This is a genomic window from Ammoniphilus sp. YIM 78166 (assembly GCF_004522215.1).
GTDB lineage: Bacteria > Bacillota > Bacilli > Aneurinibacillales > RAOX-1 > YIM-78166.
Genome location: NZ_SDLR01000004.1, coordinates 778,727 through 795,242 on the forward strand (window position 1 = coordinate 778,727; position 16,516 = coordinate 795,242).

The following is a 16,516-nucleotide window of genomic DNA, read 5'->3' on the forward strand; positions in this document are numbered from 1 at the left end:
TGAGCTTGGGGAGTGGAAGCTATAAAATAGGTAAAAATAGACTGAAAATAAAGGGGCAGAGAAATGGGTAAAGGGCTAGAAGGAAAACAAGTCGTTATTGCCGGCTCAAGAAAGACCGAGGAGATGAGTCTCTTGGTGGAAAAGCAAGGTGGGCAAGCGCTGATTCGCCCCTTGCAAGGGACGGTATTTTTAGCCGAGCAAGAAGTTGCGCCCGCGATGGCTGAGTTGATGGAAAAAGGAGCGGACTGGATCATCCTCACCACGGGGATCGGTACGGAAGCACTGGTTGGGATTGCTGAGAAGATGGGACAGAGAGATCGGTTTATTTCGATGTTGGCGCAGGCAAAAGTAGCTGCGAGAGGGTATAAAACGTACAGTGTGTTGAAAAAGCTAGACATTCTTCCTGCTGCGAAGGATGATGACGGAACTACACAAGGCTTAATTCAGGCGTTACAGCCGTTTGACTTTAGCGGCCAGCGCGTTGTTGTTCAGCTGCATGGCGACCCCGCTCCTCGTTTGATTCGTTTTCTCGAGGAAAAAGGAGCTGTTGTATCGGAGCTGCTTCCCTATCAGCACATCGCGCCGGAGGAAGCGACCGTATCCCAATTTTGTAAAGAAGTTTTGGCAGGAGAAGTGGACGCGGTTTGCTTTACAGCTGCGGTTCAAGTTCGATTCCTGTTTGAATATGTGAAGCAACACGGGTTGCTGGAAGAGATGCTAAAGGCCTTTGAAACTCAAGTTTTAGCAGTGGCTGTGGGTAAAGTATGCGCAGAGGCGCTCCGCGAAGAGGGCGTCCATCGCCTGTTGGCACCGGAAAACGAACGGATGGGTGCGATGATCATCGAGCTGGCCCAGCATTATGAGGCGCATGCTTGAGCAACGAGAAATCCCAGAATTTCACCTACAGGCTAAGTTATATTTAGTTAGTTATGTAGTGTCTGGGCTCAAAGTCAAAGGTTATCTGGCGGTCCCTCATGGGATGGGGCCTTTTCCCCTTATCGTCTACTGCCGGGGCGGAATTAAAAATGTTGGCATGACGAAGCTCGCTTGGGTCAGTCGGTTTGTTCAGGAAGGCTTTGTGGTGTTTGCTCCTTTCTACCGCGGCAATCGCGGAGGAGAAGGGCGTGAAGATTTTGGTGGAGACGACCGGATGGATGTGCTGGGGGCTATTCCTTGGGTGATCGGGCTGCCGATGGTGGACCCAAGTCGTCTGCATTTGTTCGGCTTTTCTCGAGGCTCCGTGCCCGCCCTTTTCGCTGCGATGAAGTTTTCCTGCTTTCGCAGTGTAACGGTCTGGGGTGGGGTATCAGACATGGTCTTAACCTACGAAGAACGGGAAGATCTCAGGCGGATGCTAAAGCGAGTGATCGGCGGACCTCCATGGAAGAAGCCGGAGGAATATGAACGGCGCAGTCCGGTTCTATGGATCCATGAGGTGACGTGTCCTGTGTTGATTGTCCATGGGAGTGAGGATCGCTCCGTGGGGGTGGAGCATGCCAATCGGTTGGCGTCAGCCCTTACGCAGGCGGGAAAAACCTTTGAGATGATGATCTACGAGGGGCTGGGTCACCATTTTCCACCCATGGAAATGGAGCGGGCCTGGCAACGCATGTTTCAGTGGATGAAGGAGCAGGAAGAATAATTTCAGTACATAGAGGGAGAGGGTAGCATGGCGGTTCTAGTGACAGGTGGTGCTGGCTATATCGGTAGTCATACCGTATTATGGCTCAAACAGGCAGGGGAAGAGGTCATCGTCTACGATAACCTGCAAAAGGGGCATCGGGAGGCCGTTTTGGGCGATGTGTTTTATCGGGGAGACCTGCACGATGAGGATCAATTAGACGAGATCTTTTCGAAGCATTCAATCGATGCTGTCATTCACTTTGCAGCCAATTCCTTGGTCGGCGAAAGTGTCCAGGACCCGTTGGCTTACTATGAGAATAATGTCGTCGGCTCCTATTTACTGGTCCGGAAAATGGTCGAACGTGGTGTGGAAAACATCGTCTTCTCCTCCACTGCAGCGACTTATGGTGAACCTTTGAAGGTGCCCATTGAAGAAGAAGATCCTACGATTCCAACTAATCCATACGGCGAAACGAAGCTCGCGATTGAACGGATGCTGAAGTGGGCGGATCAAGCCTATGGGTTGAAGTCGGTGTGTTTGCGTTACTTTAACGCAGCGGGAGCCGATCCCGAGGGTCAAATTGGCGAAGACCACACCCCCGAAACCCACTTGATTCCGATTGTCTTGCAATGCGCGCTAGGCCAGCGAGAGTCCGTCAGTGTATTTGGTGAAGATTACCCGACAGCCGACGGAACCTGCATCCGCGACTATATCCATGTCATGGACTTGGCTCAGGCCCACTACCTGGCACTGGAGAAGCTGCGTGCAACCCGTGTAAGTGGAATTTACAACTTAGGGAATGGAACGGGGTTCTCCGTTCAGGAAGTGATCGAGACCTGCCGGCGCGTCACGGGGGAGGCGATCCCGGCTGTCGTCGCACCCCGCCGCGCCGGAGACCCCGCGGTGCTGATCGCCTCTTCGGATAAAGCCATGAGAGAGCTAGGCTGGAAGCCACAGTATCCAGATTTGGAGACGATTGTTACTCATGCTTGGAACTGGCACAAGAGCAGGCCGCAGGGGTATGGGAAGTAGAGATAGTCGGTAGAACACGTTGCTCCTTTGGGAGGGCGTGTTTTTTTGTTGAAGGGAGGGACAAAAAGGGTTACCATTATTTTGAAAGGAGGAGTGTTATGGGGTTTGAAGAGGAATATGGGAAATTTCTGAACCGACACGTGCTGGAGAGAACCGGTGAGCGTCGGCGAAGAGTGGAAGAAGGGCTAGGAAATGCCGAGAAGATGTTTTTGGAAAAGGTTTGGTGGCCTTTGTTTCAGCATTTTGACTATCTCCATCCAGAATATGAGATTGATGACTTCAAGGATGGTAAAAGGTATTTAGACTTCGCTTATATTCGCCCCACTTTAAGTATCTGTATCGAAATTGATGGATACGGTCCCCACTTTAGGAATGTTAGCAGATGGCAGTTTTCGGACAACCTCGAACGACAAAATGATTTAATGATTGATGGTTGGTTTATCTTAAGGTTTTCCTATGATCTTGTTAATGATCGCCCCCGCCGTTGTCAACAGACGATCCAGCAGATGATGGGAAGATTGTTAGCGTGGGATGATGAGATGGCTTCATTATCAAGTTTCGAGAGAGATGTGGTTCGCTTGGCTGTCCAAGCAGGAGATATACGACCTTGCGATGTTGAAAAATGGTTAAAGGTATCGGACAAGACGGTTAAAAAAATATTGGGGGGGTTGGTAGATAAGAAGCTTCTTGTGCCGAGTTCAGGAAAGGTTAGGGTCACATCTTACCGATTGAGGGAACAGGTGAGACTTCGTCTATAGTAGGGTGGCCAGAGGGCGGCTATAGTCGTAGAATTCCGATTAAATAGTCTGGAGGCTGAGTAGAGAGGAGAAATAGTCGGACTAGCTCCGACTAGTGGGCTGGGAAGGGCCGATAGGGGAGCGCTGGAGATGAAATAGTCGTAAATCTCCGGTTAAGATGGCCGAGCGGATCTCCGTGTCTCTTTCAATCCTGTTAAGGCTAGCTGCCAGGTAGCTGAGGCGGGTGGTGGGCAGATGGCGGCTATAGTCGTAAAATTCCGATTAAATGGTCTGGAGGCTGAGTAGAGAGGAGAAATAGTCGGACTAGCTCCGACTAGTGGGCTGGGAAGGGCCGATAGGGGAGCGCTGGAGATGAAATAGTCGTAAATCTCCGGTTAAAATGGACCAGAAGACCCCCAAACCGAAGAATAACCGTAAATTTACGGTTAAATCTCCGCGTCTCCTCCAATTCGCTGAATACCTTCTGCCTCCCCCTCATAAACATAGAAACAATCCCCACCAGTCGAGGAGGATGCTATGATTCCACTACTCGTTCAGATTGCCTGGGTCATTGTGATTGTGAGATGTGGTTATGCGGCTTTTAAGCTGCTGAATCGAGGCAGGAGAAAGCCTTGGCTAGACATTCTATTCTATATTTCTGTTGTGATTATTGCATTAGCCTTTTTATTGTAATCCCGTTGAAACCCGTTGCGAGACGGGTTTTTTCTTCATACACTAGAATAAGGACTAGTTGCGTGTAAAGGAGGTTATTCATGGCATCTAAAAATCCAATCATGGGAAGAAGTCAGGCTGCCGCCAGTCAGATGGTCAGTTTTGTGAGAGGGGTCAATCCGAATTTCAACCCAGAAATCGCGAGTGACTTTTTACGTGTAGGGGATAGATACGGCGTTCGTGGAGATATTGCGTTTTGTCAATCGATTCATGAAACGAACTGGTTTAGATTCGGCGGTGACGTGAAACCGAATCAAAACAATTTTGGAGGAATTGGCGCGACGGGAGGGGGGAACCCAGGGCATAGCTTTGCTACCATTGAAGAGGGTGTGACGGCTCAGATTCAACATTTGTATGCTTATGCGACGCGTGATCCCCTACCAGCAGGAGAGCCTCTTGTTAGTCCGAGGTTCCACCTGGTGCAGCGAGGGAGTGCCCCTAACTGGGAGGACCTTGCGGGCAAATGGGCTGTTCCCGGGTATGATCCCCGCAAATACTCCAGTTTACAAGCGGCCATGGCTGCTGGAGAGTCCTACGGGCAGCTCATTATCCGTATCTACCAAAGGATGATCCAAACCACCCCAGCCCCTACGCCTGCCCCTTCTAAAGATCGCACCTTCCGTTCCTTCTCGATCGATCAGTTTCAAGAGTATCTGCAAAATCTCCCGACCCCCACTCGCCCCATCAATCATATTCAAATCCACCACACGTGGAAGCCGAGAATAACGGATTATACAGGAGAGCAGACAATTTATAACATGTGGAAATATCATACCCAGACGAATGGATGGGCGGATATTGCCCAGCACTTTACGGTTTCTCCGGATGGGTTGATCTGGGATGGGAGACCGCTGGATCAGATTCCAGCTGGTATTCAAGGCCATAATACCGGCGGGATCATGATTGAGATCATCGGAAACTTTGACCAGGGAGAGGAGAGGCTGGAGGGTAGTCAGCTTGAGGCTACAGTTCATCTGGTGAGGCTGCTCCTTACTCGGTTCAATCTGCAGTTGCGAGATATCGTCTTTCATCGCGAGCATTCGGGAAAAACTTGCCCGGGCTCCGGTTTATCTAAGGAATGGTTTCTTGAGCAGGTTCAGCAAGTCGAGGATGGTTATCCACCCCAGACTCCGCTGTGGAAAAAAGAAGCGATGGATTGGATGTACGAGCAAGGCCTACTTACGCATCCGATGTGGAAAGAAAAGCTGGAGGAACCGCTGCCGCTTTGGGCTTATGCCATCGTGCTACAACGTTTTCGCGAGAAAATTAATTGAACGTTCGTTCATGGCTTCTTAGCGTTTCTGGAGTTACAATGAGGAAATAGAATTTCAGAACGGAAAGAAGGAAGCCTATATGAAAGGCAAAGGAATTTATCTCGCTCTCACATTGGCTATGATGTGCTGGGGATTAAATGTTATTGCCATCAAAGTGCTGGTCACCGCGTACCTGCCACTCGGCATTACAGGGATTCGTATCCTTATCGCAGGAACATTTGTCTTTTTGTTTGTTTGGTGGTCGGAAGGCGTGCGTCGACTCGAGAAAAAGGAATGGTTGTATCTGATCCTAGCTACTTTATCGGGTGTGTATATCCATCAAGTTTTTCTTGCCTATGGCCTCAAGGAAACGAGCGGCTCCAATGGGACTCTGATTCTTGCCCTAAACCCGTTAACTACGGTCGTTCTCGCCTATTTGTTTTTAGGGGAAAAACTGACGTGGCTCCGATCAGCGGGGGTAGCGTTTGGGTTGGCGGGCGTCTTCACGATTGTATTGCGCGGGGCGGAATCTCTCATGATCCAAAAGGGAGACCTGTACATGTTCTTCGCGATGTTCGTCCAATCCTGTAGCTTTCTGGCTGTAAGGAAGCTGCTTTCCACCGTCTCCGTCAACCAGGTGACCTCCTATACGCTGCTTCTTGGCGGGGGAATGCTCACCTTCACAGGACTCGCTGTGGAGCGGGTGTCACCTCTAGCGCTTCTTAGCGGCCTCACCCCTTCCATGTGGTTACTCCTATTTGCATCAGCCCTCCTCGCCACAGCCTTCGGCGGGATGATCTGGAACCGCGGCATTCAGGAGCTAGGGCCGGGTCAAACGGTGATCTTTATTAATATGACGCCATTTTATGGCTTACTGGGGTCTGCTCTTTTTCTTGGAGAAAGCATCGGACTCGCTCATGTGATCGGGTTTCTATTCATCGTCAGCGGAGTCCTGCTAGGAAGCGGTTGGTTGGATTCAACGCGGGTGAAGTGGAAGCAAAAGAAATCCTCAGTGGCAAGTTGACAAGACGAACGGGACCTATCCGTCCGTCTTTTTCCTTTTTTTCAGCGTTGCGAACCACCCACCTACCCTTTAAAATAGTTTGATAAAAGAAAAAAGAGGAGAAACCATGAATCCATTCATCATAAAGTTCGGTGATATATCCTCAGGGCAGCTCCCCAATTACTATGATTACGCCTATGTAGTCAAACGGATTAAGGATGCTTTGATGGATCAGTATGATTTTGCTTGCCAGATGTATATTGATCACGAAAACCAGCACGATATCTGGAACGTGTTGGCTGAAGATATTGAGGCCCAGCAACAGAAAGTAGAGCTGGTCGGCTATATTATGGACGGAGTAGAAACGCGAGTCGTGAGCTCCATCCAAGAAGAGCATCAGATTCAATTTAAAGTACAGCCGTTCTTGGAAAACGCCATTTACTACTATCCCGGGTTTCGGGTCGCACTAGCGAGAGCCACGGTGTTCCATGCCTCAGGCCCGTATCAGCATCATTTTATCTTTGCTGAGCAAGACTTGGATGTGTTGGAGTTTATCCGCTATGTAAACCGTCGTCAACGGGAACATGACCGGAACCATGTGACGGTTTTTACGGATACCGAAGATGGGCTTGACCGTAAGAAAGTGAGCATCACCCACATGGTTCAACGTGAAGACGTGTTGTTGGAGGAGGAGCTGAAGGTTCAGATTTACCGCTCGATTGATGAGTTCTTCCATGATAGCGGGGAGTTTTTCCGCACCTATCAAATCCCATACAAGCGAGGCATTTTGCTTTACGGGAAGCCGGGAAATGGGAAGACGACGCTGGTCAAATCGATTGCTAATAGCATTTCGGCACCGGTAGCCTACTGGCAAATAACCGAATACACCAATAGCTACTCCATCAAAGAGGTATTTGAAACTTCCTTAAGAATGTCCCCCATGGTTCTAGTGATTGAGGACATTGACTCGATGCCGGAGGGCGTTCGTTCCGTCTTTTTGAATACCTTGGATGGAGCCACCTCCAAAGAAGGAATTTTTCTGATAGGGACCACGAATTATCCGGAAAAAATCGATCCAGCCCTGATGAACCGTGCGGGTCGGTTTGACCGAGCGTATGAGATTAAGTTGCCCAATACCGAGATGCGTCATCGTTATTTGATCAAGCGCGGCTTTGAGCGGTTCATGAGTACTTCCGAGGTCGAACACATGGCGCGGGAGCTGGCGGGATGCTCGATGGCTCAGCTGAACGAGTTGTACATTAGTGCAGCCTTACACTATCATTACGATCAACAAGTGGATGTGAACAAGCTCTTGGCTGAACTGCAAAACGATCTTCGCAAGTCTCAAAAACAGCAGTGGGAAAGCGGAGCGGACGCTAGTCGTTTAGGGTTTTATTAGCCGATCACGTTCGAGAATCAGCCATTCAGACAGCAAAATGAACCTTTTACGACTCTTTTTATAAAAGAATGAAAATTTGTTATATAATCAATTTAAATACATCACATTCCCAAAAAGCAAGATGGAGAGAAACTAGAGACAAAAAGTTAGGGCTAAAGAGAAAAAAACAAAAGAGAGAAAAAGTGTTTTAGGGGAGAGGAACTGCAATTCATAGAGAGGGTGTCTCGCTAGACCAAGGCTGGTCTAACGTGACACCCTCTTTCGTACACCGCATAGGAAATTAGGTTTACTTTAAATGTTAAAGTAAACCTAATTTCCTATCGGCATGACAACCTCTGTTGCTTCTGGACTTCGTCGATTAACATCCTGCTCAGAAGCAATTGTTGTCCCCGTAGGGGGAAAGCTTCCTCTAATGATGGATACTACATCTTCGAAAGGGCTTCAATAGAAGCTTTTCTTATAGAAAGTGGAGAACGGGGAATCCTAAAGGCAATTACAAATTGAGGGGAGTCACGGGACTCATGAATATCAATGAACATGGCAGCAAGCACCCTTATGTGAGGATTAGCAAGGAAACCAACCAAAAGCAAAAAGAGCTGGATGAACAGGCCAACAAGAAGCAGCAAAAGAAATAGGGCCGCTACTCGGTAGCGACCCTTCCTTCTATCTAAGAACAGAAAATATGCTTTCCAATTTTCAAGATCTGCGGTCGGCTCCAGATCCATGCTGAAGTAGCGGTGTCTGGGTTAAAGTAGTATAGGGCTCCCTTGCTAGGGTCCCAACCGCGAATCGCATCAATTGCTGCTTGGTAAGCCAATCGGTTTGGCGTTAGATAGTACTGTCCGTCATCAACCGCCGTAAAAGCCCGTGGCTGGAACACTACATCTTTTACATTGTTGGGAAACTGTGAGGATTTTACACGGTTCATGACCACAGCGGCGACGGCCACTTGACCTGTATAGGATTCTCCGCGCGCTTCGCTGTATACGGTTTTGGCTAAAATTTCTAACTCGGCCTGGTTAACCGAATGAAGTCTTAGTGCTCTCCAGGTTTGGGAACCTGTCACGCCATCCGCGTGAAGTCCATAATCTTGCTGAAAACGGCGAACGGCATTGGCAGTACCTATGCCATAAACGCCATCCAGCGGTTGGGGGTAGTATCCTAACATATTTAAACGGAACTGAACGTCCCATACATCTCCGACCTGGCTTCCTACAGTTAGCGTAGGCGCGGCTTCTGCTTTTTCCGCGGGCATGGTCCAAAGTAACGCGGCTAGAACGAAGAATGTGAACAACATCGATTTTCTCATCAATAGTTCCTCCCCTTTCCTGTGCCATTATACAAGCGTTCAAGGAGAGCGTTCAACCCACGCATTCTGCCAACTCCGCCATGAAGTGGATGAAAAAAGCTAACCAACTTGACCTTCGGTACATATAATACAGTAGTTTACTCGTAAAAAGGGGAGATGCCTAGTGAGTAGATCCTTTCATCGATTAGAGCCTCAGAACATCGTGGAAATTCTAACCCGCATTTACGAAAAAGCACAAAGTGAACATTCACTGGAAGCAAAGGAAATTATTCAAGAGATGATATTCCAGCTAGAAGCTTATCTAACCCAAAAACTTACATAGAGGAGGAAAAACGAAAGGGAGCCAAATGGCTCCCTATTTATATGGGCAAAAAAGCTGGCCCATCTTCTGAAAAGGTAAGGTCGAGGTTTCTGCTCGGTCAAGCCACTCGCTGCGAGCCTGTCTGCTCTGAGCGAAAAAGCTTCTTGTAGAGGATTGCACTTGTTCACAGGTGGTCTTAACTGCTTCATGGGCAGGTACAAAAAGTTCATGCTGCGGTAAGAAATTCATCAGGCTTTGAGAAAAAGCGGCTTGCTGTTCTAACGCCTCAAGGCTCCACTTTTCCCATTGATCGTGGATAGAGTTCATCGCTTGAAGCTGTTGCTTCCAGCTTGTTACAAAAGGATGAAGCTCATGGGTCTCCGCTTCTTGTTCTGCGGTCGGTTCGACAACGGGTTCAACAACAGTCTCATCGGCGAGGGGATGCTTGTCTAAAAGTTGCTGCTCAATCTGACTCGCGACCTCATCTGAAATTTCAGTTTTGGTTTCTACCACGTCTTCTACGACTTCAGTTACATTCTGCTCTTCGTTTATATTCCCCATTTTCCTTCTCCTTTTCGTCACCATCGGAGGTACCTCCCTGCGAATTATCTTCTTATGTGTAATTTACACCTATGTGGTCATAAGTGTCAATGGATTTTATGAAAATATTTCTAAAATAGGAATTTACCGAATAGGTCTGTAAAAAGAGGTGAGCAAAAAATGAACTACATTCGATTAAAATCTGCGATCCATATCCGGCAACTGACCGATCGGTTGCGACACCATCCCGAAATCCTAGAGCTCCAGCTGTTTGAACAAGACCTGTATGAGCCGAAGAGAGTAGCGAGCGTCATTCGAATGTTAAAGGACAAAGGGATCACTGTCTATTTGCATCACCCCATGAGGTGGAAAGGAGAATATGTTGACATCTTGAGTGAGGATCCCGAACGTCGAGACTATTATGATTGGTCCTGTGCCGAACTGAGCGAGCTGTGTCAGCGTGAAAGGGTCAAGTGCGTTGTCCACGCTCACTATGCCCATACCGAATGCACGAGATTGGACCCCTATCAACATTCGCGGCAGCTCCGGGAACGCATCGAGCAAATCCACTACCGGGCACCGGATTGGTTCCTTTGGGAAAACACGACCCAGGGCTTATTTTCGCAGGAAAATCCTTATCTTATGTCGGACGTAGTTCGACCCCTGGCTCTTTCGTTATGCATGGATGTCAGTCATGCTTTTATCGCTGTCAAGGGGGATAACAAAAAGCTCCAGCAATCCATCGCTGAAGCCTATCCGTACATCGAGTATTACCATGTGGTGGATAGTCAGGGCTATGGCCATGACTCCCTTTCGTTGGGGGAAGGAAATGTGGACTGGGGAGCGTTGTTGCCTTTTTTGCGAGCTAAAGATTTTATTTTTGAAATTGGCTTGGAGAATGTAGAAGATTGTACTCCGATGGTTCAAAGCGGTGAGTATCTCGCTCGGCTCGCGTCCCGTTCTCCCGCTAGTTGGGCCTAATCGTGACCCTTGTGCCAATCGGCACAATTTTCGAAAGTTCTACTACGTCATCATTGTACATCCGAATACATCCCCTGGACACTTGTTTACCAATACTCCATGGTGCATCCGTTCCATGAATGCCATAGCCAGGCTTATTCAGCCCCATCCACATGGCTCCATACGGGCCTCCCGGATTTGGGGCTTTGTTAATGATGGTGTAGTCGCCTGTCGGCGTTGGAGTAAGCATTTTTCCAATCCCTACAGGAAAGCCACGAACAACAATATCATCCCTTAACAAGTAGAGCTGCCGTTTATTAATGGAGACTATGATACGATACGACACGCTAGATCACCTCGTGTTATTGTATTCGACTTGGTGGGAGATGGTACGGAAGGTGGGGGGCGGCGCCCGATAGAGGCTGGGAAGCGCCCAATCCAAGTTGGAACGCCCAATAGTGGTGCTCGGTCGCCCAAAAGCGGAGTTGAGGCGCCCGAAAAGCGGTGGGAAGCGCCCAATCCAGATTGGAACGCCCAATAGTGGTGCTCGGTCGCCCAAAAGCGGAGTTGAGTCGCCCGAAAAGCGGTGGGAAGCGCCCAATCCAGATTGGAACGCCCAATAGTGGTGCTCGGTCGCCCAAAAGCGGAGTTGAGTCGCCCGAAAAGCGGTGGGAAGCGCCCAATCCAGATTGGAACGCCCAATAGTGGTGCTCGGTCGCCCAAAAGCGGAGTTGAGTCGCCCGAAAAGCGGTGGGAAGCGCCCAATCCAGATTGGAACGCCCAATAGTGGTGCTCGGTCGCCCAAAAGCGGAGTTGAGTCGCCCGAAAAGCGGTGGGAAGCGCCCAATCCAGATTGGAACGCCCAATAGTGGTGCTCGGTCGCCCAAAAGCGGAGTTGAGTCGCCCGAAAAGCGGTGGGAAGCGCCCAATCCAGATTGGAACGCCCAATAGTGGTGCTCGGTCGCCCAAAAGCGGAGTTGAGTCGCCCGAAAGGTGGTGGGAAGCGCCCAATCCAGATTGGAACGCCCAATAGTGGTGCTCGGTCGCCCAAAAGCGGAGTTGAGGCGCCCGAAAAGCGGTGGGAAGCGCCCAATCCAAGTTGGAACGCCCAATAGAGTCGGGTCCCCCAAAAGGTACCAACAACGCCCATCCCTTCTACATTTTCAAACATTGTGTGAAATGTCACCAGATAGGGAAAACAGCTTCCTGAGTAGAGATAAGGGGCTGTTTTTTCTATTTCTGCTAATTATTAATGGTTTAAAGTTGGTTGTTCCTATGGCAGAATGAGGTAGAGATGTTCTTTGAGGAGGCTGCTTTACTATGACACTGAAAAGACTAGGTATTATTCTATTGACTATATTTACTTTGATGATTGTGGGATGTGCTAAACAAAGTGCAGAGGATATTCAAAAAGATAAACAGGCGGCAGAAGAAGTAGTCCGAGCTTTTGAAGGGACACAGGCAAGTGTGACGTACAGTGACCCTGGCTCTTTTGAGAAAGGGGACCCATATCTAACCGCTGATTATGCGAAGAAATACCATGAAATGCGTGCGGGTATGAAGCAGTTTATTATCGACTCACAGGCGGTCGTGACTGGAACAGAGCCGAAGATCAAATTTATCAAGCATTCTGGAAAAGACTTTCAATATTCACTGAGCTCAAACCGAACCATTACGAGTGAGCTGACAAAGGATAGCGCAATCTCCCAGATTGAGTATGTGGTTACCGTGACGAAGCAGAAGGATGGAAGTTTTTTGATCAGCAATATGGAAGAGCCTAAGTAGGCTATATAAATAGGGTCATCCCGTGCAGAGGGATGATCTTTTTTACTTGCGAGCATCAAATCAGAGACGGATCGAGGGCCTCACTCCATTTTTTTCGAGGTTTGGGGTGATTTTAGCCTGTTTTTTAAAAGTGCCATCTAAACTTTGGTTTAGAGACGCCGATTTCAAGCTGATTTTTTAGGTAATTTGGCTTTTATTTTTCATCCTGGCCTGGTCTAGGAACGCATAGCAGCTGCTTGGGTCCGGATGCTCACGTTAATTCTGATATGCTCACGGAAAGATGGAGGATTCTTACGAAGACGTGCTCTTTGCTCACGTACTTAGTAGCATTCCAAATAACTCGCACCATTAGATCACGAAACCAAGTCACTTGCTACCAAACCGGTAATGGTTCCAAGTAGGTGAAGCATCTTACCTTTGTTTTTCCAATGGTTACATATTGAAAGGGCCCCCTAACTGTATTACGATGTACAGGACTCTAACGTACACAGGAGGAAACAACATGAACAAGCACACAGTTAAAGGATTCATCCTTGGTATGGTAGCTACAGTATCTGTAGGAGCAGGTTTGGGAATGGCTGCAGCAGATACCTTCAAAAACTATTTCACAGACGTGGCTAAAGAAAAATGGTATGCAGAAAACGTAGAATGGGCAAAAGACATGGGATTAATGAATGGAACAGGGAACGATAAGTTCAGCCCTGAAAAAGCTTTAACCCGTGCAGAAATGGCTACCGTTCTTCGCAATCTTTATGATAAAGGATTTTTTGTAGAGCAAGAGGCTCCACAAGCTCCTGTGACAGAGACTCCAGCAGCTGAAACTCCAGCAACTACGGAGACACCTGCACAAACGGAAACTCCTGCTGCAACAACAGAAGCTCCTGCAACAGAGACCCCAGCAGCTGAAGCTACAGAGACTCCAGCTACAACTCCAGCAGCAGCACCAACAGACAACACCCAACCTAATCAGTAATTGAATATCTAAAACAGGGTGACCCGCTATTAAGGGTCACCCTGTTTTGTTGATCCAAAAAATAATCGACAACATATCTGTTTTACTCCTAAAACAAGTCATTATTTGTTTTTCTTCAGCAATTTTTGCGGTTCCTCGACAATATAATCTACCTGTACAAAATATTTTTTTGTCTAGGGAGGTTGTAGGTATGAAACAACATTTAAGAAAAGTTAAAGTTCTCTGCTTGACTGCTGCCATGGCTTTATCCGTTGTGTCATTCGTCAGTGCCGAACCGAGTAAATCTGATGTGAGCAAGGATCTAGCGAAAGCGAAACAAGCGACGGCTAAGTATCATGATATTAATAAAGCAGAAGAGGATGGATATGTACCTGGTTCACCTCCAGTTCCCGGAATGGGAATCCACTATGTTAAACCAATCCTAATTGATGAAGAAGTAGATGTTACTAAACCTGAAGCATTACTTTATATCGAAACTAAAATGGATTTAAGCTCGTAGGGGTGGAATATATATCGACAGTGGAAAACGAGTTGTTCGGCGAAACTTTTGATCCTCCCCATGGTGATATACCCTACACCCTCCACGCATGGATCTGGAAGCCCAATCCTGACGGTATGTTTGCACCGTTCAATCCAGATGTAGATTAGTCGGCTAAGGCTCACCCGCAAGGGAGAGCCTTTACTTGTTCATTCCAAGGAGTTGGAGCACCTTCTCTAAGTTTTTTTAAGATTTAGTGTGATTTTAGTCTGGTTTTTAGGCTTTTATTCTTTTTACATAACCTGGAACGGCCGCATGGCTGCTGTTCGGTCTGGATGATCACAAACATTCTGATATGCTCACGGAAAAGTGGTGGATGCTCACGATGAGATGTCGGTTGCTTACGTACCTGGTATCATTCCAAATAATTCATGCCATTTGCTCACAGAATCAAGCAAGTGCATTCAAACCAGTAATGATTCCAAGTAGGCCGAACACCCTGCTAGGGGACAATTACTATGCTATGTGCCATCCACCTACCCCGTGTCTTAAAACTGCTAGTTTCCTTTTCTGTGCATCATCCCAACCATCATGCCGTGACCGCCGTCTGCATGACAAGCCTCAAACATTGCCCTCATTTCCGCATCGCCCATCTCGGGATGCATTTCTTTCATATGCGGCAGCATCCGCTCAAAGTCGGGGGTTGCGGTAGCTGCCCAAGCCCCTGTCATACCAATCAGCACGAGCGTTCCAACGATTCCTGCTATCATCCATCGTCTCATATGCCAACCCTCCTTTCTTTTTCTTACTTAGATTATCTCATCTAACTATGTAGAAAAAATGAAGAAAAGGGTGCTATACTAGTTTCTGTCAGTTTTTCATTAGGAAGTGAAACTATGCAAATCGAAGAATCTAATATGAAAAAGCGCAGAAAAGCGAATGCCAACCAACAACTTCTCATCGGAGTATTGACTTTAGTAGTCTGGGGAGGGCTTCTCTATGGCGGTTACTATCTAGCGAATCAGTACATTAAAAATACCCAGGCTTATGTCCAGCAGCAAATCCAAGAGGTGAAGGTGCATAATGAACAGCAGGTGGCACTGCTGCAGACAGAGCTGTTGAAGATGCAGGAGGAGTTAGGGCTGATTAAGGAGGAGCTTGCTTTTGCCGATGAGACCTTGAATGGAACGAATCAGACGAAGCACGCGCTGCAGGAACGTATGGCGATGCTGGATAGCCAGCTGACGCAATTAAAAACCTCGCTTAAGCATCTGGAGGAAGCTGCCCGTGGCCAGTAAAGTTCTTTTGTTTATGTTTTGGCTGACGGCGCCGATCATCGGGTTTATGCTCGCGTTCTATCAAACGGATCATCCGTTTTTTCCCGCTGAGCCCGCGGGACTCTACCTTCCGGTCGAACACTTAACAGAAGGCGTTCAGCACGTGGAGGAAAAGATTAAACAAACGCAGGACCTGATCGTTAAAATTCAGTTAGGGGCCGAGTCGGAGAAAAAGGATGTTGAGCAACAAAACCAGCAATTGGCCCAGCTTCTTGAGAACAGTCAAACGCAGTTAAAGAAGTCCGAAGACGTTCTGGATCAGATACTATCCAATATGCTGGGCAAGCCGATTGGACAAACCTTTGGCAAACGAGCGACCATTAAGGTGTTTTCTTTGGAGGAGGCAGGCTATAAGGGGTATATGGCTAAGGTCAAGCTTCATGATCCTCAGGCCTTGAAAATGATTCTGGCACAGGATGCGGTGATGAGTAAAGGGGAGACGACGAGCCAAGCCGCAAGACGTAAGCAAGCAATATTGGGCATTAACGCGGGAGGATTCCGGACGGATGCGCAGGGACAGCTGGTTCCGCTGGGGATTACCGTGGTGGATGGGCAGATTCGGACCTTTTCGAATTCCACGTCTCTGAGTTTCGTGGGTTTTAATCAGCAAGGAAGGTTAGTAGGAGGCAACATCGCGACCCCTGAGCAGCTTCAGCAGGTGGGGATTTTGCAAGGAGCCAGCTTTCTTCCGACCCTCTTGCAAGGAGGCCAGAAGCTGCCAATTCCTGCGGAGTGGGCGAAGAAAAAGCACCCGAGAACCTTGATCGGCCACTTTTCCAATGGGGATTTGCTGTTCATTGTGATCGATGGGCGCAGAAAAGGGTGGAGTGAGGGGGTTACACTAGAGGAAGCGCAGGAAAAACTGCTGGACTTTAAAGTGAGAGATGCCTATAACCTGGATGGAGGAGGTTCGAGTGTTTTTTACTATAACGGTAAAGTGCTGAACCGACCTTCGGATGGGAAGGAAAGACCTGTGTCTACGAATATCGTAATCCTTCCATAAAAAGGATAGGAACCCGTCCATATGGGAAATACTGGACGTAGAGGTGATCT

22 protein-coding genes are annotated in these 16,516 nt (G+C 48.1%); 18 read left to right on the plus strand and 4 right to left on the minus strand.

Annotation, left to right across the window (positions count from 1 at the left end; all coding sequences use genetic code 11):
• Nucleotides 1-63 precede the first annotated feature (63 nt).
• From EIZ58_RS20375 to EIZ58_RS20405, 8 genes are all read left to right on the plus strand, one after another.
• On the plus strand, nucleotides 64-876 hold the full coding sequence (locus tag EIZ58_RS20375) for a uroporphyrinogen-III synthase (protein WP_134702694.1): 813 nt from the start codon (nucleotides 64-66) through the stop codon (nucleotides 874-876).
• On the plus strand, nucleotides 869-1,642 hold the full coding sequence (locus EIZ58_RS20380; RefSeq protein WP_240689226.1) for an alpha/beta hydrolase family protein: 774 nt from the start codon (nucleotides 869-871) through the stop codon (nucleotides 1,640-1,642). Before EIZ58_RS20375 ends, EIZ58_RS20380 begins: the two co-directional genes overlap by 8 nt.
• A 27-nt stretch (nucleotides 1,643-1,669) precedes the next feature.
• Nucleotides 1,670-2,656, plus strand: a complete 987-nt coding sequence (gene galE, locus EIZ58_RS20385; RefSeq protein ID WP_134702696.1) for a UDP-glucose 4-epimerase GalE — start codon at nucleotides 1,670-1,672, stop codon at nucleotides 2,654-2,656.
• A 98-nt stretch (nucleotides 2,657-2,754) separates the two neighbouring features.
• Entirely contained in the window at nucleotides 2,755-3,414 is a 660-nt protein-coding gene (locus EIZ58_RS20390; RefSeq protein ID WP_134702697.1) for a DNA-binding response regulator, read from the plus strand.
• Between the two features lie 516 nt (nucleotides 3,415-3,930).
• Complete coding sequence (locus EIZ58_RS33610) at nucleotides 3,931-4,086, plus strand: hypothetical protein (protein ID WP_167577827.1); 156 nt, start codon at nucleotides 3,931-3,933, stop codon at nucleotides 4,084-4,086.
• Nucleotides 4,087-4,166: 80 nt separating this feature from the next.
• Nucleotides 4,167-5,399 (plus strand): N-acetylmuramoyl-L-alanine amidase, encoded by a 1,233-nt coding sequence (locus tag EIZ58_RS34515; protein WP_240689234.1) that lies wholly within the window; start codon nucleotides 4,167-4,169, stop codon nucleotides 5,397-5,399.
• Between the two features lie 79 nt (nucleotides 5,400-5,478).
• The gene (locus EIZ58_RS20400) at nucleotides 5,479-6,402 is read left to right on the plus strand and encodes a DMT family transporter (RefSeq protein ID WP_134702698.1); all 924 of its coding nucleotides are present in this window, start codon (nucleotides 5,479-5,481) and stop codon (nucleotides 6,400-6,402) included.
• Nucleotides 6,403-6,508: 106 nt separating this feature from the next.
• Nucleotides 6,509-7,780, plus strand: coding sequence for an AAA family ATPase (locus EIZ58_RS20405; RefSeq protein ID WP_134702699.1), 1,272 nt, complete (start codon nucleotides 6,509-6,511; stop codon nucleotides 7,778-7,780).
• A 667-nt stretch (nucleotides 7,781-8,447) separates the two neighbouring features.
• Here the strand turns inward: EIZ58_RS20405 and sleB are convergent.
• A complete protein-coding gene (sleB, locus tag EIZ58_RS20410; protein WP_134702700.1) occupies nucleotides 8,448-9,089 on the minus strand; it encodes a spore cortex-lytic enzyme in 642 nt (213 codons plus the stop codon).
• A 163-nt stretch (nucleotides 9,090-9,252) separates the two neighbouring features.
• On the opposite strand from sleB, the gene EIZ58_RS33615 reads away from it, so the two are divergent.
• The gene (locus EIZ58_RS33615) at nucleotides 9,253-9,411 is read left to right on the plus strand and encodes a YwzD family small protein (RefSeq protein WP_167577828.1); all 159 of its coding nucleotides are present in this window, start codon (nucleotides 9,253-9,255) and stop codon (nucleotides 9,409-9,411) included.
• 33 nt (nucleotides 9,412-9,444) lie between these two features.
• On the opposite strand, the gene EIZ58_RS20415 is transcribed toward EIZ58_RS33615, so the two are convergent.
• On the minus strand, nucleotides 9,445-9,975 hold the full coding sequence (locus EIZ58_RS20415) for a hypothetical protein (protein ID WP_134702701.1): 531 nt from the start codon (nucleotides 9,973-9,975) through the stop codon (nucleotides 9,445-9,447).
• A 135-nt stretch (nucleotides 9,976-10,110) separates the two neighbouring features.
• On the opposite strand from EIZ58_RS20415, the gene EIZ58_RS20420 reads away from it, so the two are divergent.
• Nucleotides 10,111-10,911, plus strand: a complete 801-nt coding sequence (locus tag EIZ58_RS20420; RefSeq protein WP_134702702.1) for a sugar phosphate isomerase/epimerase family protein — start codon at nucleotides 10,111-10,113, stop codon at nucleotides 10,909-10,911.
• On the opposite strand, the gene EIZ58_RS20425 is transcribed toward EIZ58_RS20420, so the two are convergent.
• Nucleotides 10,898-11,236 carry a L,D-transpeptidase gene (locus EIZ58_RS20425; protein ID WP_134702703.1) on the minus strand — a complete coding sequence of 113 codons (339 nt, stop codon included), beginning with the start codon at nucleotides 11,234-11,236 and terminating at the stop codon, nucleotides 10,898-10,900. The two genes, EIZ58_RS20420 and EIZ58_RS20425, sit on opposite strands and share 14 nt — an antisense overlap.
• 97 nt (nucleotides 11,237-11,333) lie before the next feature.
• Between EIZ58_RS20425 and EIZ58_RS33620 the strand changes: the two genes are divergently transcribed.
• The 6 genes from EIZ58_RS33620 to EIZ58_RS20440 all read left to right on the plus strand — a co-directional run bounded on the left by EIZ58_RS33620 (nucleotide 11,334) and on the right by EIZ58_RS20440 (nucleotide 14,147).
• Nucleotides 11,334-11,513, plus strand: a complete 180-nt coding sequence (locus EIZ58_RS33620; protein ID WP_167577829.1) for a hypothetical protein — start codon at nucleotides 11,334-11,336, stop codon at nucleotides 11,511-11,513.
• Between the two features lie 2 nt (nucleotides 11,514-11,515).
• Nucleotides 11,516-11,677: a hypothetical protein gene (locus tag EIZ58_RS33625; protein WP_167577830.1), complete on the plus strand. Its 162-nt coding sequence runs from the start codon at nucleotides 11,516-11,518 to the stop codon at nucleotides 11,675-11,677.
• Nucleotides 11,678-11,679: 2 nt separating this feature from the next.
• The gene (locus tag EIZ58_RS33630; protein WP_167577830.1) at nucleotides 11,680-11,841 is read left to right on the plus strand and encodes a hypothetical protein; all 162 of its coding nucleotides are present in this window, start codon (nucleotides 11,680-11,682) and stop codon (nucleotides 11,839-11,841) included.
• Between the two features lie 369 nt (nucleotides 11,842-12,210).
• Entirely contained in the window at nucleotides 12,211-12,675 is a 465-nt protein-coding gene (locus EIZ58_RS20430; RefSeq protein ID WP_134702704.1) for a hypothetical protein, read from the plus strand.
• Between the two features lie 502 nt (nucleotides 12,676-13,177).
• Entirely contained in the window at nucleotides 13,178-13,648 is a 471-nt protein-coding gene (locus EIZ58_RS20435) for an S-layer homology domain-containing protein (RefSeq protein WP_167577831.1), read from the plus strand.
• A gap of 190 nt (nucleotides 13,649-13,838) precedes the next feature.
• Nucleotides 13,839-14,147: a hypothetical protein gene (locus EIZ58_RS20440; protein WP_134702706.1), complete on the plus strand. Its 309-nt coding sequence runs from the start codon at nucleotides 13,839-13,841 to the stop codon at nucleotides 14,145-14,147.
• A gap of 536 nt (nucleotides 14,148-14,683) precedes the next feature.
• On the opposite strand, the gene EIZ58_RS20445 is transcribed toward EIZ58_RS20440, so the two are convergent.
• On the minus strand, nucleotides 14,684-14,908 hold the full coding sequence (locus EIZ58_RS20445; RefSeq protein WP_134702707.1) for a hypothetical protein: 225 nt from the start codon (nucleotides 14,906-14,908) through the stop codon (nucleotides 14,684-14,686).
• Nucleotides 14,909-15,022: 114 nt separating this feature from the next.
• Here EIZ58_RS20445 and EIZ58_RS20450 point away from each other — a divergent pair, with 114 nt between their 5' ends.
• Both EIZ58_RS20450 and EIZ58_RS20455 read left to right on the plus strand, forming a co-directional pair.
• Complete coding sequence (locus tag EIZ58_RS20450; RefSeq protein ID WP_134702708.1) at nucleotides 15,023-15,424, plus strand: hypothetical protein; 402 nt, start codon at nucleotides 15,023-15,025, stop codon at nucleotides 15,422-15,424.
• On the plus strand, nucleotides 15,414-16,466 hold the full coding sequence (locus EIZ58_RS20455; protein WP_240689236.1) for a phosphodiester glycosidase family protein: 1,053 nt from the start codon (nucleotides 15,414-15,416) through the stop codon (nucleotides 16,464-16,466). The genes EIZ58_RS20450 and EIZ58_RS20455 overlap by 11 nt, the downstream gene beginning before the upstream one ends.
• The last annotated feature ends 50 nt before the right edge of the window (nucleotides 16,467-16,516 follow it).